This window comes from Syntrophothermus lipocalidus DSM 12680 (genome assembly GCF_000092405.1).
Classification (GTDB): domain Bacteria; phylum Bacillota; class Syntrophomonadia; order Syntrophomonadales; family Syntrophothermaceae; genus Syntrophothermus; species Syntrophothermus lipocalidus.
Map to the genome: position 1 here is coordinate 245636 of NC_014220.1, position 22170 is coordinate 267805.

General features: G+C 54.5%; 23 protein-coding genes and 1 riboswitch. Of the genes, 19 read left to right on the forward strand and 4 right to left on the reverse strand.

Translation table 11 applies throughout. The features are described from left to right. Positions 1-12: 12 nt before the first annotated feature. Positions 13-930, forward strand: coding sequence for a cysteine synthase A (gene cysK / locus SLIP_RS01185; RefSeq protein WP_041432553.1), 918 nt, complete (start codon positions 13-15; stop codon positions 928-930). A 251-nt stretch (positions 931-1181) separates the two neighbouring features. Here cysK and SLIP_RS01190 read toward each other — a convergent pair whose 3' ends face one another. Next, positions 1182-2453, reverse strand: a complete 1272-nt coding sequence (locus tag SLIP_RS01190) for an ArsB/NhaD family transporter (protein WP_013174435.1) — start codon at positions 2451-2453, stop codon at positions 1182-1184. 280 nt (positions 2454-2733) lie between these two features. Between SLIP_RS01190 and SLIP_RS01195 the strand changes: the two genes are divergently transcribed. The 14 genes from SLIP_RS01195 (at position 2734) to cobT (ending at position 15230) form a co-directional block, all read left to right on the forward strand. Beyond that, on the forward strand, positions 2734-3219 hold the full coding sequence (locus SLIP_RS01195) for a PsbP-related protein (RefSeq protein WP_013174436.1): 486 nt from the start codon (positions 2734-2736) through the stop codon (positions 3217-3219). Between the two features lie 92 nt (positions 3220-3311). Further along, positions 3312-3443, forward strand: coding sequence for a hypothetical protein (locus SLIP_RS12995; RefSeq protein ID WP_013174437.1), 132 nt, complete (start codon positions 3312-3314; stop codon positions 3441-3443). Positions 3444-3685: 242 nt separating this feature from the next. After that, positions 3686-3994 carry an NADH-quinone oxidoreductase subunit A gene (locus tag SLIP_RS01200; RefSeq protein WP_242649131.1) on the forward strand — a complete coding sequence of 103 codons (309 nt, stop codon included), beginning with the start codon at positions 3686-3688 and terminating at the stop codon, positions 3992-3994. Then, positions 3985-4467, forward strand: coding sequence for an NADH-quinone oxidoreductase subunit B (locus SLIP_RS01205; protein WP_013174439.1), 483 nt, complete (start codon positions 3985-3987; stop codon positions 4465-4467). Before SLIP_RS01200 ends, SLIP_RS01205 begins: the two co-directional genes overlap by 10 nt. Then, entirely contained in the window at positions 4464-4904 is a 441-nt protein-coding gene (locus tag SLIP_RS01210) for an NADH-quinone oxidoreductase subunit C (RefSeq protein WP_013174440.1), read from the forward strand. The genes SLIP_RS01205 and SLIP_RS01210 overlap by 4 nt, the downstream gene beginning before the upstream one ends. Further along, the gene (locus tag SLIP_RS01215) at positions 4904-6010 is read left to right on the forward strand and encodes an NADH-quinone oxidoreductase subunit D (RefSeq protein ID WP_013174441.1); all 1107 of its coding nucleotides are present in this window, start codon (positions 4904-4906) and stop codon (positions 6008-6010) included. The genes SLIP_RS01210 and SLIP_RS01215 overlap by 1 nt, the downstream gene beginning before the upstream one ends. Before the next feature lie 36 nt (positions 6011-6046). Further along, the gene (gene nuoH, locus SLIP_RS01220) at positions 6047-7084 is read left to right on the forward strand and encodes an NADH-quinone oxidoreductase subunit NuoH (protein WP_041433199.1); all 1038 of its coding nucleotides are present in this window, start codon (positions 6047-6049) and stop codon (positions 7082-7084) included. After that, positions 7084-7830, forward strand: a complete 747-nt coding sequence (locus SLIP_RS11895) for a NuoI/complex I 23 kDa subunit family protein (RefSeq protein ID WP_013174443.1) — start codon at positions 7084-7086, stop codon at positions 7828-7830. The genes nuoH and SLIP_RS11895 overlap by 1 nt, the downstream gene beginning before the upstream one ends. After that, positions 7827-8327: an NADH-quinone oxidoreductase subunit J gene (locus SLIP_RS01230; RefSeq protein ID WP_013174444.1), complete on the forward strand. Its 501-nt coding sequence runs from the start codon at positions 7827-7829 to the stop codon at positions 8325-8327. Before SLIP_RS11895 ends, SLIP_RS01230 begins: the two co-directional genes overlap by 4 nt. Next, positions 8324-8632: an NADH-quinone oxidoreductase subunit NuoK gene (gene nuoK / locus SLIP_RS01235; RefSeq protein ID WP_013174445.1), complete on the forward strand. Its 309-nt coding sequence runs from the start codon at positions 8324-8326 to the stop codon at positions 8630-8632. The genes SLIP_RS01230 and nuoK overlap by 4 nt, the downstream gene beginning before the upstream one ends. Positions 8633-8646: 14 nt before the next feature. After that, the gene (nuoL, locus tag SLIP_RS01240) at positions 8647-10521 is read left to right on the forward strand and encodes an NADH-quinone oxidoreductase subunit L (RefSeq protein ID WP_013174446.1); all 1875 of its coding nucleotides are present in this window, start codon (positions 8647-8649) and stop codon (positions 10519-10521) included. Between the two features lie 22 nt (positions 10522-10543). Continuing rightward, a complete protein-coding gene (locus SLIP_RS01245) occupies positions 10544-12061 on the forward strand; it encodes a complex I subunit 4 family protein (RefSeq protein WP_013174447.1) in 1518 nt (505 codons plus the stop codon). Continuing rightward, complete coding sequence (locus tag SLIP_RS01250) at positions 12049-13449, forward strand: NADH-quinone oxidoreductase subunit N (protein WP_013174448.1); 1401 nt, start codon at positions 12049-12051, stop codon at positions 13447-13449. The genes SLIP_RS01245 and SLIP_RS01250 overlap by 13 nt, the downstream gene beginning before the upstream one ends. Positions 13450-13630: 181 nt before the next feature. Next, positions 13631-13835: riboswitch (cobalamin riboswitch) on the forward strand. A gap of 267 nt (positions 13836-14102) precedes the next feature. Next, positions 14103-15230: a nicotinate-nucleotide--dimethylbenzimidazole phosphoribosyltransferase gene (gene cobT, locus SLIP_RS01260; RefSeq protein WP_013174449.1), complete on the forward strand. Its 1128-nt coding sequence runs from the start codon at positions 14103-14105 to the stop codon at positions 15228-15230. Positions 15231-15468: 238 nt separating this feature from the next. Here cobT and galE read toward each other — a convergent pair whose 3' ends face one another. The 3 genes from galE to SLIP_RS01275 form a co-directional block, all read right to left on the reverse strand. Continuing rightward, on the reverse strand, positions 15469-16452 hold the full coding sequence (galE, locus tag SLIP_RS01265) for a UDP-glucose 4-epimerase GalE (protein ID WP_041433206.1): 984 nt from the start codon (positions 16450-16452) through the stop codon (positions 15469-15471). An 84-nt stretch (positions 16453-16536) separates the two neighbouring features. Beyond that, positions 16537-17682 (reverse strand): mechanosensitive ion channel family protein, encoded by a 1146-nt coding sequence (locus SLIP_RS01270; protein ID WP_013174451.1) that lies wholly within the window; start codon positions 17680-17682, stop codon positions 16537-16539. A 74-nt stretch (positions 17683-17756) separates the two neighbouring features. After that, the gene (locus SLIP_RS01275; RefSeq protein ID WP_013174452.1) at positions 17757-18839 is read right to left on the reverse strand and encodes a CapA family protein; all 1083 of its coding nucleotides are present in this window, start codon (positions 18837-18839) and stop codon (positions 17757-17759) included. 286 nt (positions 18840-19125) lie between these two features. Here SLIP_RS01275 and SLIP_RS01280 point away from each other — a divergent pair, with 286 nt between their 5' ends. The 4 genes from SLIP_RS01280 to SLIP_RS01295 all read left to right on the forward strand — a co-directional run bounded on the left by SLIP_RS01280 (position 19126) and on the right by SLIP_RS01295 (position 21856). Beyond that, positions 19126-20337: a type II secretion system F family protein gene (locus SLIP_RS01280; RefSeq protein ID WP_013174453.1), complete on the forward strand. Its 1212-nt coding sequence runs from the start codon at positions 19126-19128 to the stop codon at positions 20335-20337. A 122-nt stretch (positions 20338-20459) separates the two neighbouring features. After that, positions 20460-20867 carry a competence type IV pilus major pilin ComGC gene (locus SLIP_RS01285; RefSeq protein ID WP_013174454.1) on the forward strand — a complete coding sequence of 136 codons (408 nt, stop codon included), beginning with the start codon at positions 20460-20462 and terminating at the stop codon, positions 20865-20867. A 6-nt stretch (positions 20868-20873) separates the two neighbouring features. Further along, positions 20874-21335 carry a prepilin-type N-terminal cleavage/methylation domain-containing protein gene (locus SLIP_RS01290; protein ID WP_013174455.1) on the forward strand — a complete coding sequence of 154 codons (462 nt, stop codon included), beginning with the start codon at positions 20874-20876 and terminating at the stop codon, positions 21333-21335. Beyond that, positions 21332-21856, forward strand: a complete 525-nt coding sequence (locus tag SLIP_RS01295; protein ID WP_013174456.1) for a PilW family protein — start codon at positions 21332-21334, stop codon at positions 21854-21856. Before SLIP_RS01290 ends, SLIP_RS01295 begins: the two co-directional genes overlap by 4 nt. The last annotated feature ends 314 nt before the right edge of the window (positions 21857-22170 follow it).

Consider the following 22170-nt stretch of genomic DNA (forward strand, 5'->3'; position numbering starts at 1 on the left):
AAAGGAGGATGACTGGTGATTGCTAACAGCGTTACGGAACTGATAGGGAAAACCCCGATCATGCGGCTGAACAAGCTGGCTGGCCCGGAGGCGGCCGAGGTGCTTTTGAAACTAGAGTTTTTCAATCCTGGAGGGAGCATCAAGGACAGGATAGGGACTGCCATGATCCTGGACGCCGAGGCCAAAGGGCTCATTAAGCCGGGAGGCACGATAGTTGAGCCTACGAGCGGAAACACGGGCATCGGCCTGGCGGTGGCAGCAGCAGCCCGGGGTTACCGCCTGGTCATTGTCATGCCCGACAGCATGAGCGCCGAGCGGCGCCAGATGCTTAAAGCCTACGGGGCCGACCTGGTACTGACGCCCGGGGACCAGGGCATGGCCGGAGCGGTGCGGAAAGCCGAAGAGTTGGTGAGAGAAAACCGCGGCTGGTTCATGCCTAACCAGTTTGCCAACCCCTCAAATCCGGAAATTCACTACCGCACTACCGGACCCGAAATCTGGCAGGCGGTGGAAGGACGGCTGGATTACTTCGTGGCCGGAGTCGGCACTGGGGGGACACTTACGGGTACTGCACGTTATCTCAAGGAGAGAACGCCGGAACTCAAGGTCATTGCGATAGAGCCGAAGAACTCGCCGGTGTTATCTGGGGGTCAGCCTGGGTTGCATCTTATCCAGGGGATTGGCCCTGGCTTTGTTCCCGAGGTGCTGGACATGAGCCTGGTGGATGAAGTGGTGCAGGTGAGTGACGAGGACGCCTACCGGATCACCCGGCGGCTGGCCCGCGAGGAAGGGCTTCTGGTCGGGATTTCGTCCGGAGCCGCGGTATGGGCTGCCCTCGAAATAGCCGGTCGCCTGGGCAGTGGTCACCGTATCCTGGCTATAGCTCCGGACACCGGCGAACGTTACCTGTCCACGGGCGTTTTTGATTGATGATTGGACGCGGATTGACGCAGAAATCAAGGAACAGCCACAGATGGACACAGATGTTTTCCTAATATTAGGAATCAGTTGCTTTGTTCTGATAGAGAATCATATTCTAGCTCTGAATAGATTCTTCTGATGTAGCATCTGCTTACGAAAAGGGGAAAGTCGCAGTTTATGATGACATTTTTCAAGTATCGTGAATATCTGCGTAAATCAGCGTCTAATGAAAATCAGTGTTCATCTGTGGCTTGTGGACGCTATCGCCAGTAAAACAGGTATAGGTACAGGCTCGATAAGACTATTGACAGCAGCATCAAGGGAAAGCCGAGTTTCAGAAACTCGATGAAGCCGATGGGACGGCCGTATTTGGCGGAGATGCCGGCTACGATGACATTGGCTGAAGCCCCGATAAGGGTGCCGTTGCCGCCCAGGCAGGCGCCCAGGGATAGGGACCACCACACGGATTCCATCGGGATATGGCTTATGCTGCCAACGGTTTGCAGTAAAGGTATCATAGCCGCAGTAAAGGGGATGTTGTCTACGAAGGCGGAGGCTACGGCTGAGAGCCAAAGCACCAGCAGGCCCGTTGCTACCAGGTGGCCGTGCGTCAGTTCCAGAGATTTTTTCGCTATGGCTTCGATAACTCCGGCGTGCTCCATGCCCCCGACCATTATAAACAGCCCGGCAAAGAAGAAAATGGTGGTCCAGTCTACAGTCAAGAGAACCTCTTCAGGGCTGTCGGCTGGCCACAGCATCAAAAGGGCGGCCCCGGTCAGGGCGATGGTAGCCGACTCCAGGTGGAGAGCCTGGTGCAGGACAAACCCCAGCATCGTAAGCCCCAGGACGACCAGGGATCTTTTCATCAAGGCTCGGTCTTTGATATATTCCTCGTCGTTAACAGCCATAATGCTTGCCGTTTTTTCGGGAGAGGACAGGAGCTGCTTGCGGAACATAAGCACCAAGATGCCCAGGGTGACGGCCAGGATAATGACGGCCGGCAGAGTCACGTTGGCGAGGAAGTCTATAAAACCAAGACCGGCGGCGCTTCCTATCATTATATTAGGGGGATCACCGATCAGGGTAGCGGTGCCGCCGATGTTGGATGCCATGATCTCGGCGAAGACCATGGGAAATGCCGGTACCTCCAAGCGGTCGGCGATGGCAAAGGTGACGGGAACTACCAGGAGCACGGTGGTCACATTGTCCAGGAAAGCGGAGGCCACAGCGGTGAAGAGCGCCAAGGCCACCATAATGAGGACCGGTTCGCCTTTGGCCAGTTTGGCAGATTTTATGGCCAGGTATTCGAACAGGCCGCTTTGCCGGGTTATACCTACGATTATCATCATACCGGTGAGCAGGCCGATGGTGTTCCAATCGATCGAGGCAAAAGCCTTCTCCTGGCTCAGTATCCCAGCCCACACCACTATGACACCGCCGATCATAGCGATAACGGTGCGGTGTACTTTCTCCAGCATGATCATGGCATAGGCGGCAAGAAATATGCCGATGGACAACCAGAATTCCATCATACCCACCTCCAAACCAACCACTATGATAGCTAGACTGGAGCATTTTGTCAAATCAACCATAGGGACGGTTCTTCTGGTTGACTTTTGCTGACTGCAGGTTCCCGGAGGCCAGCAAGCTCCGCGAAGCCGGAACCGAGACTTAGCACCCTAAAATAAACCGCAGGAACCGTCCCCCTGGTTTGTCTATGCAAGCCTGTTTTCCCGAAGCCGCCAACACGGTATGATATATATAATGTGAAAGTGCTAAACCTGAATACCTCGGGACGAAGGAGGAGTGTTCGTGGTAGGGTTTTCCGGCTTCACTTCTGGTTCGACTAAAACTTACAAAAACCGGGCTTACGGGATAAGCCTGGAATACCCCAGGGAGTGGAAGAAGAAGGAAGGGGATAAAGGGGTAATAGTGATGTTTCTGGCCCCCAAGGATGCAGGCAGCAGCATGTTTCAGCCTAATTTCAACATTACCGTGCAGGAGTTGTCGGGGACGGAGACTGACCTGGACCAGTACGTGCAGTCTATGACCGAAAAGGAAAAAGAGATAATCCCTTCCTACCGGCTGGAGACCATAGAAGCGGCCGAGCTGGCTGGGCAGCCCGCCCGCCGGATAGTTTTTACCAGCAAACAAGGGTATGTGAATCTAAAGGTCGTTCAATTGTGTACTCTGCTGGGAACCAGGGCTTATGCCCTCACTTTCGCGGCTGAGGAAAACGGGTTCGACGAGTTATGGCCAGCAGCAGAAGGGATGATAGGTTCTTTCGCCGTTTCGTAACAGAGGGAGTGGTTGGAGTGAAACTCTACAGAGCCTGGGCTATGGTAGATAACGACATTGTCTAATGCTCCCGGAGAGGCAAGGGGGATTATATGGCTAAACTGATAGTTAGACAGGCGGTGTTTCGCACCCGGTCCAGTTCCTACCGGGCAGTGATAAAGAGAAACAAACAACTTGAGATAATAAACGAGATCGCGCAAAACATAACCCTAGAAATGTTGTGATGTATTATTAGTTTAACGGCTTGCAGGTAATGATAGTATTTGTTATCATAATGGCCAATGAGGACTTACATAAGAGATCATTATAATTATAATTACAATATGTTGGATTTTGCTGCGCTCGGTAGTAGATGATAAAGTAACGGGGATACCGAGAATATTCAGACGTTTGGGCAAGGGGGAAATGGAGGTTGTCTGATTCTGCGACCTTGGGGGTATTCTTTTTCCTGGCTGCGGCTTTTCCGATCGCGGCCCTAGCGGCGGCGTGGGTGTTTCGCAGGAAGCCTAAAGTAAAAAAAGGAGACGAAAAGCTGCTTCCCTACGAGTGTGGGGTTGATAGTATCGGCCCGACTTGGGGGCGTTTCCGGGTTAACTATTTCCTGTATGCCCTGGTATTTCTGGCGTTCGACGTGGAAATCGTGTTTCTTTTGCCGTGGGCGGTAAAATTCGGCCGGCTCGGCTTGTTCGCTTTGATCGAGATGCTCGTTTTCATTATAATACTGGTTGCCGGGCTCTGGTACGCGTGGAAGGAGGGGGCTCTGCGGTGGTACTAGACACGGGTCCGAACATTATCGTAACTACTCTCGAGAAGATCTGGAACTGGGGACGTTCCCGTTCTTTTTGGCCTTTGACCTACGGCTGCAACTGCTGTCCGATCGAGATGATGGCCGCCGGAGCGGCCCGGTTTGACATCGCCCGTTACGGCTACGAAGTCTTCCGCGCTTCGCCCCGCCAGGCCGACCTTTTAATCGTGGCCGGCCCGGTTACCTTGAAGATGAAGCCGGTAGTAGAGCGGGTATGGGCCCAAATGCCGGAGCCGAAGTGGGTTCTGGCCATGGGCAACTGCGCCACCAGCGGGGGACCGTTCAAGGACGGGTACAGCGTTCTTCCCGGTTGTGATTCTTTTCTTCCGGTCGACGTGTACGTGCCCGGTTGCCCGCCCCGGCCTGAGGCCTTGTTTCATGGGCTTTTGGAGCTCAAGAAAAAGGTAGAATCCGGACAGTCTGGGCGGGGGTATAAGGGATGAAGGTTTTGAAGGGAGTAGTAGAAGACATCAGTCAGGTGTTCGGGGACCAGGTTCTGATAGAAGAGGGGGCGGGTTTTACTGTTATAAGGGTCATTTGCCCGCAGGTTTCGTTACTCATGAGACGGTTGAAAGAGATTCATGGGTTTAATTACCTGGCCAATCTCACGGCAGTTGATTACCGGGACAGGTTCGAACTGGTTTATCATGTCTACGCGGTGCCCGAAAACCGCGGGCTCGTGGTTAAAACCAGCGTTTCGAGAGAAGAGCCGGTTGTGCCCTCGGTAGTGTCGGTGTGGCCGGCTGCGGACTGGCAGGAGAGGGAAGTGTTCGATCTCTTAGGGATAAGCTTTGAAGGGCACTCCAACCTGAGAAGGATACTCCTGCCCGAGGGTTTCGAAGGGCATCCCTTGCGCAAAGATTTTCCGGCTGAGAGGTGATGAGAGTGCTCAGTGCCGAAAGAATGGTCATAAATATAGGTCCTCAACACCCGAGCACCCATGGGGGACTGCACGCCGAAACCGTACTGGAAGGTGAACTAGTAGTGGACATGGCGGTGCACGTGGGCTACGTACACCGTTCGTTTGAGAAGATAGCCGAAAGCCGCACTTACAGCCAGTACATACCTTATACATCGCGCCTGGATTACCTGGCCAGCCACCTGCCCACCCTGGGCTATGTTCAGGCAGTGGAAAAGCTGGCCGGCATCGCGGTCCCGGAAAGGGCGGAGTACATCCGGGTGATTATGGCGGAGCTTTCGCGGATAGCCTCTCATCTGCTGTATATCGGCAGCCTGGCCATTGACCTGGGGGCTACCACCGGGCTCATTTACTGTTTCCGGGACCGGGAACGTATCATGGACATGTTCGAGATGACGAGCGGGCAGCGGCTGATAGCTTCTTACATGCGACTGGGCGGAGTGGCAGAGGACCTGCCGGACGAGTTTTTCCCAGCGGTGAAAAGTTTCCTCGCTGACCTGCCGCAGATGCTGGAGGAATATGACCGGCTGCTCTTCGGAAACGAGCTTTTTCAGGCCCGGCTGAAAGGTGTGGGCCGGCTCTCAGCCCAAGATGCCATAGCCTACGGTACCAGCGGGCCCAACTTGAGGGCCTGCGGCGTCGCCTACGATATTCGCAAGGCCGAGCCTTACGGCATATACGAGCGTTTCGAATTCGAGATCCCGGTGGGAACCGAAGGAGACTGCTGGGACCGGACGATGGTGAGGGTAGAAGAGATAAAACAGAGCGCTCGCATCATAGAGCAGGCCCTGAGGGGGCTTCCCAGGGGCGATATTCGGGGCAAGGTTCCCAGGGTCTTGAAGGTGGAAAAAGGGCGCGAGGTGTACCACCGGATCGAATCGTCCAAAGGGGAACTCGGCTACTATATAGTGGCCGATGGGGGAGAAAAACCTTACCGGCTGCATATAAGGGCCCCGTCTTTCGTGAACCTGATGGTTCTGCCTCTGATCTCGAAGGGCGGGCTGGTGCAGGACGTTATTGCCAATATCGCTACCTTGGACCCGGTTTTGGGAGAAGCTGACCGCTGAAGAAGAGGACGAGTAGGAGGGGTAGGGGTGGCTCAGATAGAAACCTTGTTTGTCGACACGGCGCATATACTGCTGGCTTGGCTCACGCGGTGGGGTTTAAGCCGAGAGGCTGCTGATCTCGTGTTGCTGTTCGTACAGTTTGCCTGCCTGGCGGGGATCATAACCGTGAACGTCATCGTCTTAGTGTGGCTGGAGCGTAGGGTTTCGGGATTCATCCAGCTGCGGCTGGGACCTAACCGGGTGGGGCCTTTCGGAACCCTGCAGACCGTAGCCGACGCCCTGAAGCTGCTTACAAAGGAGGATATCGTACCTTCTGGGGCAGACCGGCCTTTGTTCAAGCTAGCGCCGGTGCTTTTCATGACCGTGGCGGTAATGCTTTACGCAGTACTGCCGTTCGGCCGCGGCATGCAAGTGGTGGACTTGAACATAGGCCTGTTCTATTTCCTTTCCCTCGGTTCTCTGGCTACCATCGCTCTCCTCATGGCGGGTTGGGGGTCCAACAACAAGTGGTCGCTTTTAGGAGCGATGCGCTCGGTGGCCCAGATAATCAGCTATGAGATACCCCTCGTGCTTTCGCTTCTCGGCGTGGTGATGATAGCCGGGTCGCTTCGCCTTTCGGATATCGTGGCTGCTCAGGAGAAGGTCTGGTTCATACTGCTGCAGCCGGTGGCATTTATCACCTATTTCATCGCTGCCACCGCCGAGCTGAACCGGGCTCCTTTCGACATGCCGGAAGCAGAGCAGGAACTGACTGCCGGAGCTTACACCGAATACAGCGGTATGCGCTGGGCTTTGTTCTTCCTGGCGGAGTACACGAACCTGTTTGCGGTTTCGGCTCTGGCTGCGACCATGTTTTTAGGCGGGTGGCATGGGCCGGGGCTGCCCTCCTGGCTCTGGATCGTGATCAAGACCTACGGGTTGATGCTGGTGTTTATGTGGATCAGGTGGACTTTCCCCCGCATCCGCATGGACCAGCTCATGGCCTTTAACTGGAAGGTGCTGATACCGGTGACCCTCGCCAACCTCATGCTGACCGGGGTAGGGGTCTACCTGGCAAAGGGGGTTGCTGGGTGATGCGGGTTTACGGAACCGGTCTTTTGAAAGGATTAAAGGTTACCTTTAAACACTTCTTCGATCGCAAGCTGACCGAGCAGTACCCGGAAGAGCGGCCCAAGCTGTACCCGCGTTTTCGCGGGCGGCTGTACATAGAGCCGGAAAAATGTATCGTGTGCAGCATCTGCGTTCGGACATGCCCCAACGGGGTTTTGAGCCTAGAAGAGGGTCGGGACGAAACCGCGAAGAAGAAGAGGCTGCTCAGCTATGAGATTGACCACCAGTACTGCATGTTCTGCAACCTGTGCGTGGAGAACTGCCCGGCCCAATGTCTTCATTTCAACCACGAGTTCGAGTGGGCGACGTTCAGCCGGGACCAGTTAAAGGTGGTATACCAGGGCCCGGCGCCCGTGGAAGGGAAGGAAACACCAGCCCCGACTGCAGTCCAAAGCCAGCCCCAAAAAGCTGTAACGGGGATGGGGGAGAAGGAGGCCGACTCGCCTGGCCCGGATGACAAGCGGGAGAAAAAGAAGGAAGCCCTGAAAACCGCCTTGGCCAAAAATCCGGCGAAGGTGTTGGGCCGTTACCTCGAGAACCAAGAGGAGGCCCCGATTCTGGCAGCATTTCTTCAGAACCAGCCGCAGAGGGCGGATAAGCTGGTGGAGCTGATGGCCGAAGACGAAGACAAGGCCCGCAAGGTTGCGGAAGCCTTGCTCAAACAGGCGAAGAAACAAGGCTTGGGCGAGACAGGGGGCGAAAGCCGGTGACGTGGGAAGCAGTAACGTTTTATATCCTGGCAGTAGTGACCGTGACCGGGGCGGCCGGGGTAGTGTTTTCATCCAATATCGTCCGGGCAGCTTTCTTTCTCGTAGCTTCGTTTCTAGGGGTGGCGGCATTGTACTTCCTTCTAGGAGCGGACTTTCTGGGGTTGGTGCAGATTATGATTTATGCCGGCGCTGTTTCGGTCCTGGTCATCTTTGCGGTGATGCTGGTCATCAAAGACGATATCAGGCGGACCAGTTTATTCCATCCGGTTAGCCGCTGGTGGGGAGCGGCTATAGCCGTGCTTTTGACCACCGCCTTGGGAAAGGCCGTTTGGCAGACGAGCTTTCCCGCGAAAGGGTTGGCTGTTGAAACCGATCGGGTAGGACAGATGGCGAAGCTGCTCTTGGGTGACTACGTGGTGGCTTTCGAGGTAGCGGCCGTTTTGCTCTTGGTTGCAATAGTCGGGGCCATTATACTGGCCAAAGGGGGAGAGGAATGATAGGGCTTCAGCATTACCTTTTGTTGGGCACTCTGCTGTTCGGCATAGGGGCATATGGGGTTTTGGCTAAAAGAAACGCGGTGGCGGTTTTAATGTCGGTGGAGCTCATGCTCAATGCCGTTAACGTAAACTTTATCGCCGTCAACCGGTACGTAACCCCGCACGAGGCCATAGGCCAGCTTATCGCGCTCTTCGTCATCGTAGTGGCAGCAGCCGAAGTAGCGGTGGGATTGGCTTTGATAATCACCGTTTTCCGCCAGAGAAGGTCGGTAAACCTCGATGAATTCAACCTACTTAAGTGGTAAGGCAGGTGGTTCAGGTGCTGGAAGCTAGCCTTGGCTGGTCGTGGTTGATAGCGGTTATCCCTGTCTTGGCCTTTGCCCTCATCGGGCTCTATTTCCACCGGTGGCCGCGGGTGGCGGCTGCGGTTTCGATTGCGGCTATCGCTTTATCTCTGTTCCTGTCGGCGGCGGTAGCGGTTCACGTCTTGGCCCAGGGCGAGGGGTTCAGTTACAAACTGGCCGTACCCTGGTTGTCTATGCCCGGTCTGCATGTAGACATGGGGGTAATGATCGACGGGTTGGCCGCGGTGATGCTCTTGGTGGTGACCATAGTGGCTTTCTTGGTTCAGGTCTATTCTCTCGGGTACATGCGCGGTGACCCGGGTTTTGCCAGTTACTTCGCTTACCAGTCCCTTTTCGCCGGGGCCATGCTGGGATTGGTCCTGTCGAGCAACTTCGGCCAGATCTACGTGTTCTGGGAACTGGTAGGATTGGCTTCTTATTTACTTATCGGTTTCTGGTTCGAGCGGGTCTCGGCCAGGGAAGCGGCGAAAAAGGCTTTCATAACCAACCGCATCGGAGATTTCGGGTTTCTCTTGGGCATCCTGTTTTTGCAGATCGTATTCGGCACCCTGGACTTCGAAGGGTTAGCCGGGCAAATCGCCGGATACACCAACACTGCCGTGTTGATAGTCATATCACTGCTGCTCTTTGCAGGACCAGTTGGCAAATCGGCCCAGTTCCCGCTGCACGTGTGGCTTCCGGATGCGATGGAAGGCCCGACACCGGTCAGCGCTCTTATCCACGCCGCTACTATGGTTGCGGTCGGGGTGTACTTGATCGCCAGGGCGTTTTTCATATTCAAGGCTAGCCCGGAAACCATGGCAGTAATCGCGGTCGTAGGCGGGTTCACGGCCTTGTTTGCCGCTACCATAGCCGTGGCCCAGAACGATATCAAACGCATCCTGGCCTACTCTACTTTGAGCCAGTTGGGATACATGGTAATGGCTATGGGTATAGGGGCCATGACTGCGGGGATGTTCCACCTGATGACCCATGCCTTCTTCAAAGGATTGCTGTTTTTAGCGGCAGGCAGTGTCATCCATGCTTTGGCCGGTGAACAGGACATATGGAAAATGGGGCGGCTTTCTAAGAAACTGCCTGTAACCGCCTGGACGTTTATCATAGGAGCCCTGGCCTTGGCCGGAATTCCGCCCCTGTCAGGGTTCTGGAGCAAAGACGAGATACTGCTTTCAGCCTGGGCTCAAGGATTCACGGGGATGTATCTCTTGGGTACCCTGGTGGCCTTCCTGACCGCTTTTTACATGTTCCGCCTGGTGTTCGTGGTCTTTTTCGGGCGGCAAGATGCCGAAGGCCATCCCCACGAGTCTCCAGCCGTGATAACGGTGCCGCTTATCGTACTTGCTTTTCTTAGCATCTTCGCGGGCTTTTTGGGATCCCCCGCGGCGGGGAACGCTTTTGCCCGCTGGGTGACGTACCCTGGAGCCCCCCACCATGAGGCTTCGATGGCTATTATGTTGGTATCTTCAGGGGTGGCTTTGGCCGGTATAGCCCTGGCCTGGGCTGTGTACCAAAAAGGCTGGATCGACCCAGACCAGGTAAAAGAGCGGCTGCCCGGAGTGTATCGGCTGCTCGCCAACAAGTACTACATCGATGAGATCTATCTCTGGCTTACCAGGTGCCTGGTGGACGGGACGGGGAAGCTTTTGTTCTGGATCGATATATACGTGGTCAATGGCCTGGTAAACGGGGTGGCGGCCCTGACCGGAAAGGGTGGACGAGTTTTGAGCTATACCGAAACCGGGCAGGTGCAGACTTATGCCGGGTACATGCTGGCCGGAGCCGTAACCTTGATCGGCCTGGTGCTGGTTTTCGGCTGGGCCCGGCTGTAAGTTGAAGAAGGAGGGGCGGTAGGTGAGCGGTTGGCCGATATTGACGACTATACTGCTGGCTCCGGTAGCCGGGGCCATCCTCATAATGCTGGTGCCGCGGGAGAAAGAAGAGCTTGCGAAAACGATAGCCGCGACAACGACTCTGGTGAGCATGGCTTTGTCCTTGTGGGTGTGGGGAACCTACGACCGGAGTACGGGCGGTTTTCAGTTTGTGGAGCACGTTCCCTGGATACCTGACCTGGGGGTAAGCTATTCCCTAGGGGTAGACGGCATCAGCGTTCCCATGCTGGTTCTTACAACCCTGATCGGGTTCAGCGCCGTCTTCGCTTCCTGGCGGGTAGCGCACAGGGTAAAGGAGTTTTTCAGCCTCTTTCTGCTCCTTTTAACCGGGGTAATGGGTACTTTTGTAACCACTGACCTCTTCATATTTTTCCTGTTTTATGAGGTGGTGGTAATACCCATCTACCTCCTCATCATCATGTACGGCAGCAGCAAGCGGGTGACGAAGGAATACGCCGGGATGAAGCTGACCATTTACCTGCTCGTGGGCAGTGCCTTTCTCCTGGTAGGCATGATTTCCCTTTTCGTGAAGTCCGGTGAAATCTTGGGTTACCCGAGTATGGACGTTTTGACCCTGGCTGCTCTCGATTTTCCGGTCGGGTTTCAGGTGTTTGTTTTTGCCCTGATGGCTTTCGGGTTCGGAACCCTGCTCTCCATGTTCCCGTTTCACGCCTGGTCACCTGACGGGTACGCTGGGGCTCCGACTGCTGTCAGCATGGTTCATGCTGGGGTTTTGAAAAAAATAGGGGGTTACGCTCTCATCCGGTTCGGGATTTGGCTCCTGCCGCAGGGAGCAGCTTACGTCGCGCCCCTCATCGCCGTCCTGGCTATTGGCAACGTGGTATACGCGGCCTTCATCTGCCTGGCCCAAAAAGACCTGAAGTACATCGTGGGTTATTCCAGCGTGAGCCACATGGGTTACGTGCTCCTGGGCTTGGCGGCCTTGAACCTGGTAAGCGTGAACGGAGCGGTAATGATGATGTTCGGCCACGGGGTTATGGCTGCGCTCTTCTTCGCCATGGTCGGGAACCTTTACGACAAGAGCCATACCCGGAACGTTGACGATTTCGGAGGCCTGGCCCACCGGATGCCGCGCTTGGCTTTCGGGTTCATGTTGGCCGGGCTCGCTTCGCTGGGACTGCCGGGCCTGGTAAACTTCATCGGAGAGTTCACGATTTTCGTCGGGAGTTTTGGGGTTTACCGGGTGTTCACCGTTCTAGCCGTATCGGGTATCATTCTCACTGCCCTCTATGTCTTGCGGGCTCTCGGTAATATACTTTTCGGGCCTTTGCGAGAGGAATGGTCTCACTTGGAAGACTTAAAAGGGGTGGAGATGGTGCCCTTGGTGGTTCTAGGAGCGGCCATTATCGTCGGTGGGCTGGCGCCGTTTAGCTTGATGGACATAATCAACCTGGGAGTGGGAGACATCGTGGCCCACATCGGACCGCTGCAGTTAGGAGGGATAGGATGGTTCCGCTAGAGTTGCTGTCAACCGAGATCGGTCTGGTTGTCTTGGGCTTGATACTGCTGGGGTGGGGAGTGTTGGTTCCCGTAAGGGCGAGGAGGGTTCAGGGAGTGATAACCTCTGTAGCCCTGGGAGCCATCCTGGCGATGACGCTTCATCTTTATCGAGGGGATACCGTCCTGTTCGGTGGTATATACCATCTAGATGCCTGGAGCACCTTTTTCAAGACCCTGTTCCTGATAGCGGGAATACTGGTGGTTCTGAGCTCAGACTTGTATGCCCGCCGGTTTGGGCGGCGCACAGACGAGTTCTACGGGCTTATGGTCCTGGCGCTTCTAGGAATGACGGTCATGGTGACCGCGGGAGAACTCCTCACCCTTTATGTGGGGATGGAACTGATGACCATAAGTTTTTACATCCTGGCAGCGTATTGTGTTCGGGATGAGCGTTCAGGAGAGGCGGGTTTGAAATACTTAATCCTGGGGGCGGTTTCATCAGCGGTCATGCTCTTCGGTATAAGCCTTGTGTATGCCGTGACCGGCAGTACAGTACTTGCGGAGATCGCCGCGAATCTCCTTACCCAACCGGTACTGGCGGCAGGGGTGCTGCTTATCTTGGCCGGATTCGGCTTTAAACTGGCCCTGGTGCCGTTTCACATGTGGGCTCCAGACATTTACCAGGGCTCGCCTATCACCGTAACCGCTTTTTTGGCCGTGGGATCGAAGGCGGCGGCCCTGGGCGCGATGTTAAGGGTTTTCACGACCGCCTTGCCTGAGACGGCGGTAGACTGGCGGCTGGTGGTAGCTGTACTGGCCGGCTTGACCATGGTAGTCGGCAATCTGATTGCCTTGGTACAGGTTGACATCAAGCGGCTGCTCGCGTATTCCAGTATCGCGCAGGCAGGGTATATGCTGACCGGACTTGCGGCTATGAACGATTACGGGCTAAAAGGAGCGGCCTTCTATGCCATGATTTACGTCTTCGCCAACGTCGGCGCTTTTGCGGTGGCGACTGCTGTTGAGGTTGATACCGGCAGCACCGAGATCAAGGCCATGAACGGCTTGGCCGAGCGTTCGCCGTTCATGGCGGCGGTGATGACGGTTTGTCTCTTGTCCCTGGCCGGGATTCCTCCCCTGGCAGGCTTTGTCGGTAAATTTTACCTGTTCACGGGTGCGGTGCAAGCAGGGTGGTTGTGGCTGGCGTTTGTTGGCCTTGTCATGAGCATGGTTTCCGTTTACTACTACCTGTCGGTGGCTAAAGCCATGTATATCGGTGAGGCAGGGACAGTCACCAGGTTGAACCCGGGAACGGCCACAGGCCTGACCCTCTGGGTGTGCCTCGTGGCCACCGTTCTCATCGGCATCTATCCCGCGCCGCTTTCCCTGATTACCCCGCTTCCATAACACAATTGTGTCTGAATTCAATCAGCGAACGGTTTCTGCATTTGAAAATTAAGTCTTGAAAAGAGTAGTGGCGAAAACAATGCTTGTGAAATATGTAACACTGATTTTGCGCCGGGAGGAAAAGAAGACTTTGTTCTTGACACGAGGAACGGGTACCAGTACAATTTGAAATCAAAGAGCATAGTAGCAATCTCAGCCAGGTGCCCCTTAGGGGATAATAGGGAATCGGGTGAAAAGCCCGAGCGGTCCCGCCACTGTGACCGGGGAGCGAGCCTGCGATTGGCCACTGTTTCTCAACCCGAGAGACGTCTCGGGAAAGGGGGATGGGAAGGCGCAGGTAGCGGTGATCCGGGAGCCAGGAGACCTGCCTGGTATGAGCTCTTCGTCTTCTCGCGGTGAGGAAGACGACGTGCTCGAGGACGATGGTAAAGTTCTCGGCTTAAGCCGGGGACTTTTTTATTTTGGCTGATTTGTTTAAGGGGGAGGGGGTAGATGATCTTGTTACTGGGGGTATTTTGATAGCTTGGGCCGGGCCGGGTTTGTGTCGTGGCATGTCACATTGGCAGAGGTACTGGACACACGGCTGAAGTGGTACTCATGTTGAGGACAGTTGGAAGGTCGCTATTAGCGAGAACCAAGGAGGGGGAATTACTGTGGTTTTAACTCTGGACAAGGTTATTCAAGGCATCGAACCGTTGAAGGATGAATGGCGCAAAAAGGCGCGGAGTCATATCGACAACTTGACCATGCCCCGCGGGAGCCTGGGGGAAGTTCTAGTCATTGCCGAACGCCTGGCAGCCATTAAAGAGACCCTAAAACCGAGCGTTAACCGTAAAGCTATTGTTACCATGGCCGGAGACCATGGCGTAGTGGAAGAAGGCGTCAGTGCCTATCCTCAAGAAGTGACACCGCAGATGGTCGCCAACTTCGTAGCCGGGGGAGCGGCTATAAACGTGCTGGCTTCGGTAGCAGGTGCCAGGGTTATAGTAGTCGATATGGGGGTGGCCCAGGATCTCGGCGAACTCGTGCAGCAGGGGGAGATCCTTTCGTACAAGGTAGACTACGGGACTAAAAATATGTGCAAAGGACCGGCCATGACCAGAGAGCAGGCTGTTCAATCCCTAGAGGCCGGCATCCGCATCGCGGGCCATCTGGTCGAAGAAGGAGTGGACCTTCTCGGCACCGGGGATATGGGTATAGGAAATACGACTCCGAGCAGCGCGATACTGGCTGCTCTTTCGGGGCTTTCCGTGGCTGAGATTACGGGTCGGGGCACCGGAGTGGATGATGTTGGATTGAGCAAGAAAATCCAGGCCATCAAGAAAGCGCTCGAGATAAATAAGCCGGATCCAAACGATGCGGTGGATGTGCTGGCTAAGGTAGGCGGGTTTGAAATCGGCGGTATTGCCGGGCTGATCCTGGGGGCGGCTTACTGCCGGGTGCCGGTCGTCGTAGACGGGCTTATATCTACGGCCGGCGCTCTTCTGGCCCACGCGCTGGCACCGGCTAGCGCAGACTACATGTTTGCCGGACACGTTTCGCGCGAGCCCGGGCACAGGCACATGCTGAGACGCCTCGGTCTGCGCCCGTTACTTGACCTCGACCTGCGTCTGGGAGAAGGCACGGGTGCCGCCCTGGCTATGCCTATCATCGAAGGGGCTGCCCAAGTGATAGGGAAAATGGCTACCTTCGAACAGGCCAGCGTTTCCCGGAGCGTGGAAGAGCGCCAGAGCGAGCAGGATTTAATAGGAGAGGGAACTAAGGCAGTCTCTATTCCATGAAGCCGACAAGAAAGCGTCTCAAAGGAATAAGCCTGCGTGCAGCATATTGTTTTTGCCTCCACCACAGGAAAACCGCGGTGACTGCAATAATGTTTGCCCGCAATTTTCATGGACAAAGGTTATCACATGAGCTAATAAACCGACAGGAAATACCCCCTGTCGGTTTATTCGTCCGTTATTCAAGCTAGTATTCACTTAGCCATGGGGCCAAATAAAGTTAATTTGGGTTAATCAGGTCTTATTTCAAAGCCAGGCGGATCCGTTTTTGTTCCCACCGCCAGGCGGTTTCGATTATGTGGTCCAGGTTATCGTAACGGGGAGTGAAGCCTAGTTCGGCCTGGAGTTTGGTGGCATCTGCTACCAGGGCCGGGGGATCCCCTTCGCGACGGCCAGAGTATTTGACGGGAAAATCGACGCCGGTGACTTTCTTGGCTGCTTCTACCACCTGGAGAACCGAATAACCCCGGCTGTAGCCGCAGTTGTAAACCCGGCTTTTGCCTCCGGCGAGCAAGTGTTCCAGCGCTAGGAGATGAGCATGGGCCAGGTCGTCTACGTGGATGTAGTCCCTTATACAGGTCCCGTCAGGGGTGGGGTAGTCGGTGCCGAATATTTCCAGGCAGGGGCGCAGTCCCGCAGCAGTCCTTACGCACATCGTTATGATGTGGGTCGCGTCTTCTTTCCCTTCACCGATGCGGGCCTGGGGATCAGCACCGGCGACGTTGAAGTAGCGCAGGGCGACGTAATCTAGGTCTTGCGCATAGGCCATGTCGGCCAGGACCTTTTCGACCACGGCCTTGGTTTGCCCGTATGGATTTATGGGATCGAGCCGGTTTTCTTCGGTTATGGGGATTTTGTCAGGTATCCCGTAGACGGCGGCCGAGGAAGAGAAGATGAACTTTCTCAGGCCGTTTCTTTTCATCGCTTCCAGCAGGCTCAGGCTGCCGGTTACGTTGTTGAGGTAGTATTTCAGAGGCTGGCGTACCGATTCCGGGACCACGATGTGGGCTGCGAAGTGCATCACGGCATCAATGCTGTGCTGTTTAAAGACCTTGTCTAAGGCCTCCTGATCTCGAACATCGCCCCTGATTAGCTTTCCGTACAACACTGCCCACTCGTGGCCGGTAGAAAGGTTGTCATATACTACCACATCATACCCGGCTTGGCCCAAAGCTTTGACCACGTGGCTGCCTATGTAGCCGGCTCCGCCGGTGACGAGTATCATCCCCACTTGCTACCACTCCTTACCAGAATAGTTCTGCTCAGTGCTTACACACTACGACGTAGAAACCCGTTATCTTGCCGGTTATTAATCTTTCTTGATGGGTTCGGCTTCTGCCACCGGTGGCCGCATCGGAGTAACGGTTGCCGGCGTTTCAAAGTAAAGGCTACGGCTGGGGAAGGCCACGCTAAGGCCTTGTTCCTCCATAAGAGCCATTATTTCGAGGTTGATATCCTCTCTTACCCGAGCGTAATCGGCCAAAGCCGTTGGCTTCACGAAGAACTGTATTAAGATGTCGAGGCTGCTTTCTCCGAAACCGTCGAAGCGCACCACTATCGTTTCTTGGTCAACCTCAGGGTGGGATGTGAGCAGTCTTTCAACAGCCGAAACAAACTCCCGGATCTGGGTACGAGAGGTGCCGTAGGTCAGCCCCAGCTTGAACATGACTCGCCGCTTGCCCATGCGGGACCAGTTGGTTATCGGTTCGGATGCCAGGGTTGAATTAGGCACTGTCACCAGGGCCTGGGTGAAGGTCCGGACCTTGGTGCTGCGAAAGCTTATGTCTTCGACCGTGCCTTCAACGCTGGGGGTTTGGATCCAGTCACCGATGGAGAAGGGTTTGTCAGTGATTATGACGATTCCGCCGAAAACGTTGGCTAAAGCATCTTTTGCCGCCAGGGAGATTGCTAGTCCGCCCAATCCCAGCCCGGCTATCAGCCCGTCTATTTTATAGTCCCATTCCTGGGCGATGACGGTTACGGCCAGGGCGATTATGACGAATTTGAGCACCTTGGAGAGAAAAGGAACCAGTATCTTGTCAACCTTGGCCCCAAACAGCTCTTCGTATTCTTCGCTCAAGGCCTCGAAACTGCCAGCGAAGTTGTACAAACCGGCGCTGATCAGGAGAATAACACCGGTTCGAAACACGTTGGAAATAAAAGCGTCAGCCGCAGGTTTCAAGGAAAGGTAATTCAAGGCCAGGTAGAGGCCCAGAAGGGCAAAAAACCACTCCAGGGGCTTGGTAAATGCTTCGATTAGGTGATTGTCCAAGCTGGTTTTGGTTCGGGAGGCCATCTTGTAGCAGACAGCAGTAATGAGGCGGGTCAGAAGCCTACGCAGAACCCAAAACCCGATGAGGAGGGTTCCAGCTACGCCGATAGTTATCCAGCCTTGTTTGCTTGTGGCCTGGACCATGGCACTTGCTACTCCAACTGTCCTTTCGAAAAAACCCACGATCTCAATATCTCCTCTTCCGACCAATTTCTATGAGAACTTTAACAGATCCGGAAGGAGGAAACAAGGACGTGTCAGCGGCAGCGATCAGGGTGATCGCCTGGGCAAGCGTTCGCGGGCGGTACGCACTTCGAGAGTTCATCAATTCGTTGGAGAACCGAGCCTTTCCACTGCCCAGCAAGCAAACTTGGCTGGCAGTTACTGATATAAACCGGAAGTAATTCATAGTTCGGTACCCCTCGGGGGGTAAGGGTGCATTTCACTATCATGCTGGTTTTGGTTTTTTCCCGTTTAAGGTCGAAAACAAAGTTGCCCAGGCTATAGAAGATCAGACCGGACTTGTATTTTTCTATTCCATGAAGACAGTGGGGGTGGTGTCCCAGCACCAGGTCGGCGCCGCTGTCCACTGCCAGCCGGGCGGCTTCTACCTGAGATGGCGTAGGGCAATCCGTGTATTCCTGACCGAAGTGCAGGGAAACCACCACCACGTTTGCCATTTTGCAGGCTTTGGGAATGTCTTCGACTAGGTATTTCTTTTCTAACGGAGCTATTCCGGGCTCGGTACCAGCCCGGAACAAGGAGTGCTGTTTACTCCAGATGAATGAAAAATCACAGTAGGATAAGAACGCTACTCGCAGTCCGTTCTCGGTTATTATGACCGGTCTCCTCGCTTCGGCAAGGTTGGCTCCGGCCCCGCAGTACAGGATACGATTTTGTTTGAGATTGGTAAGGGTGTCTAACAAGGCCGCTTTTCCGCAGTCACAGGCGTGGTTGTTAGCCAGTGATACGATGTCGATGCCCGCTTGCCTTAGGCCCTCTATCGCCGACGGGTTTGGTTTGAACAGGCCATACTGAGGATAATTCTTGTTCGGCAATCCCAGTGGAGATTCCAGGTTGGCAAAGGTTATATCGCCTTTGGTTAGAATGCCCGCCGTTTGGGCGAAAGGATAACCAGGTCCGAGAATTCTCATGGCCTCGGCCACACGCCTTCCCACCATCACGTCTCCGACCGCGACCAGCGATACTTCGTTGTTACGGGACAGGCGTGATATAAGGCTCATTCCCAAGGCAGGGTAGAGTACTCCGGTAACTAATGCGACGATGACTGCCAGCCCGAAAAGTTGCAGGTAGATTTTGGGTATGAATAACACTCTCACCTTACCAACTCCGGAAACGTCTTGGTTAATTGTATTTGCCGGGAGAGGCGAGTATGAAAGCTGTTTTCTCTCACGGCGCCGTTGGATTTTCGAGGACGGTTTTTGCCTCGTTAGAGCAGATTTCTCTCTGGTGTCGATTTTTCGTGAAATTTCGACAAAGGAACGATAAATTTGGTGTCGTAATGAATTACCGTAATGGACTGGGCGGTGTAGGAAGAGGAAGGAACGGGTTAATTCGACTAGACCCAGGGCAATCAGGCCGTTTAGTTGTACCGGAGTGAGAAAAGTGGCGAAGTCGTATCGATTTCGGGCCCGGAACTGGCAAAGCAAACAGGTAACCGGGCAAATTGAGGCAGAAAGCGAAGACGTAGCAATAAGAGAGCTGACCTACCAGGGGTTATTCGTAGTGGAGTTAAAGGAGATCCGCCATCCCGAGGAATGGCTGGGGCGGCTGCCCTTAAAATTGGTAAGGACCGGGGAAATAGTACTGTTTACCCGTCAATTTGCCACCATGATAAAGTCAGGGCTGCCTCTGCTCCATTGTTTACAGGTACTGCAGTTGCAAGCTCGCAACCGGCACCTCCGCCAGGCTACGACTGGCATCATGCGGTCCGTGCGGCGGGGATTGCCGTTATGGGAAGCTTTAGCGGAGTACCCGAGCATCTTTTCTGACTTGTACGTGCAGATGGTAAAGGCGGGGGAGACAGGGGGCAGATTGGATGAGGTCTTGGAGAGGCTGGCTGCTCATTTAGAAAAGGAACATGAAGTAAAACAGAGGATCAAGAACGCCCTTATTTACCCCTGTACAGTAGCGATTCTTACTTTGGCGGTGGTTGCTTTTCTGACCAGTTTTGTGGTCCCGGCTTTTGCCTCGGTTTTCAACGGAGCTGGTGTGAGCCTTCCGACCGCTACCCGGTTGTTGTTAGGGTTTACGAGATTGATCCGTAACCATTTCTGGGGGCTCGCCGCCTCGTTTTTGTCGGTGGCGGTGGTACTGAAAACCTGGAGCGGGACGCCGAGGGGCAGGCAGGTCTGGGACCACTTTTGCTTGCGTTTGCCCATAGTTGGGAGGCTGAGCACCAGGATAGCTTCGGCACGGTTTACTAGAATTCTAGGGCTTCTGGCAGGTTCCGGAGTGCCTGTGGTGGTTGCTTTGCCCATTGCGGGCCAGGCTGCGGGTAACCGGGTGATAGCTAGCCGCATGGAGACAGTCGTGCGCAGCATCGAACACGGTAGCAGCATGTCTCAGTCCTTGGGCCTTGCCGGGGTTTTTGAACCGATGGTGATACAGATGGTCAACGTGGGTGAGGAAACCGGGACTCTAGACCAGATGCTCGTGAAGGTGGCCGAGTACTATGAGGGAGAAACCGGGCGAGCGGTGGACGCTCTGATTGCTCTGTTCGAGCCGGCGCTCATCCTATTTATGGCCGGGGTGGTGGGCATGGTGGTAATCGGGACTTTGCTCCCGGTGTTTGAGATGATCACGGTTGTGAAGTGAGAAACGGGCGGCCCGGATTTACGATGTTTTGAAGGATAGAGGTTAAGGCGCAAAAGGTGCGGCCTAAGGATTCTGGCCCGATCCACAAAGGTGAATAAAGACAGTGGAAGGAGCGGGGAAGTGTGAGGAGAGGAAAAGGGGATGCAAGAGAAAAGTATCAGAGGAAACACCGGCGGGTACGAGCTAAAGCAAACGGTTTCACGCTGATAGAGCTGGTGGCGGTGGTAGCGGTATTGGCTCTTTTGGCAAGTCTGGCCGCTCCCCAGGTGGTGAAAGCACTTAATTTGTCCAAGGAAAAGGCCTGCATGGCCAACGTCAAGCTCATAGAAGACGCTGCCAACCTCTATGCTGCCAACGAACCTAATCCGGTTACCCTTACCGCGGAAAACATCATAACAACCCTGAAAAGTGCCGGATACCTTCAGCGCGGCGAGTTCAAATGTCCAGTAGACGGGGAGTCGTATACTCTTTCCGGTGATGCTACCAACGGGTACACGGTTTCGTGTAACAACAACTGTGACGGAAAATGATGAGCAATGCAAAACGAGAATGCAAATCAAGAACCGTCTCCAATTTGCACAATTTGGAAGAGGGGGATGAGTTTAATAGAGGTGTTGGCAGCTTTGGCCTTGATTGCGGTGGTTGCCGTAAGCGTTTCAGCGGCTTTGGTAAGTGCTTCTGCGTGGAATGTTTTGGCAGCTGACCAGTCGCGGGCGACAGCTTACGCTACCGAGATCATGGAGCAGGTCAAGGCATCTGCGGAAAACCTTCCCGCCTTGAGCCAAGAGACTTACAGCCCGGTACGCGGGAATTGGGAAGAACTAGGATTGGCGGTCGAGGGCCAGCGGGAGGAAATGACGGCTCAGGTGAGGATAGATGATTACGACGAGGCTCTAGACCTTTACCGGGTGGAGGTCGAAGTATCATGGGAGACAAGGGGCAGGCTTCGTCGGGTCGATTTGATGAGCGTTGTTTGGGGGAGAGGGTTTGCTGAGTGAAGCCGTGTCCGGGATGGGCCTCAAAAGACGCTGCGAAGGATTTTCGCTGCAGTGGAGTAACTTTAATAGAGCTGTTAGTAGCCCTAGCCCTGACCGGGATCATAGCCCTGGCCTGGGTTAGTTTTTATCTAACCGGGTACAAGAGTTTTGACAATTCTGACAACCGGACTGAGGTTCAGGACCAGGCCCGGGTGGCGGTGGACTACCTATACCGGAGCTTGATACAAGCACAGAAAGTGGTCAAACTAACCGACGACGAAGTGGTGTTCCTGGACAGCACAGGGCAAAAGCTCGGATTCCGGTATTACAACGGGGTTCTATATCGGGACTTTTATCAAACCGTGACATCTACTATTCCTGCTGCTTCTAACCCCGTGGCTAACCTGGTGGAGGAACTGAGATTTACTTCGCCTCAGTCCGGGGTGATTAAAGTATCTATAGTAACTGCCAGCCATGGATACTCCTACCGTCTTCAGACCTCAATGACTCCGCGTTGCCGCACCGGCGTTTTTTCCAAGTAGGTATGAGATTAAGAGGTTCTGGATGCCGACGCTTGCGACTGTGTTTAACGTGGGTAGCCGAGTTTGCGATTGCGGAACAATTTTACAGTGGCTGCCGGAAGGACCCAGGGACATTTTGTCGAAACAGGAAAATACATGAGTTATGAGTGTAAGTTTTAACGATAAACGATCGTATTAACAAGTCAGAGACATTTTTGTTGCAAAGGTACCGTAACAGTCGCTATTTTGTGTTCAGAAGCTGGATTGGGTGGTCCGGCGCCCGTCTGAAGCTAAGTTTACGAAAAGAAGCAGTAGGACCAACGGATAGCGGTCAG

Excerpts from the sequence above, each read along its gene's own strand:
- SLIP_RS01190 (WP_013174435.1), bottom strand. The coding sequence starts at position 2,453 with ATGATGGAATTCTGGTTGTCCATCGGCATATTTCTTGCCGCCTATGCC.
- SLIP_RS12995 (WP_013174437.1), top strand. The coding sequence starts at position 3,312 with ATGGCTAAACTGATAGTTAGACAGGCGGTGTTTCGCACCCGGTCCAGT.
- SLIP_RS01210 (WP_013174440.1), top strand. The coding sequence starts at position 4,464 with ATGAAGGTTTTGAAGGGAGTAGTAGAAGACATCAGTCAGGTGTTCGGG.
- SLIP_RS01215 (WP_013174441.1), top strand. The coding sequence starts at position 4,904 with ATGAGAGTGCTCAGTGCCGAAAGAATGGTCATAAATATAGGTCCTCAA.
- SLIP_RS11895 (WP_013174443.1), top strand. The coding sequence starts at position 7,084 with ATGCGGGTTTACGGAACCGGTCTTTTGAAAGGATTAAAGGTTACCTTT.
- nuoK (WP_013174445.1), top strand. The coding sequence starts at position 8,324 with ATGATAGGGCTTCAGCATTACCTTTTGTTGGGCACTCTGCTGTTCGGC.
- SLIP_RS01250 (WP_013174448.1), top strand. The coding sequence starts at position 12,049 with ATGGTTCCGCTAGAGTTGCTGTCAACCGAGATCGGTCTGGTTGTCTTG.
- galE (WP_041433206.1), bottom strand. The coding sequence starts at position 16,452 with ATGATACTCGTCACCGGCGGAGCCGGCTACATAGGCAGCCACGTGGTC.
- SLIP_RS01290 (WP_013174455.1), top strand. The coding sequence starts at position 20,874 with ATGCAAAACGAGAATGCAAATCAAGAACCGTCTCCAATTTGCACAATT.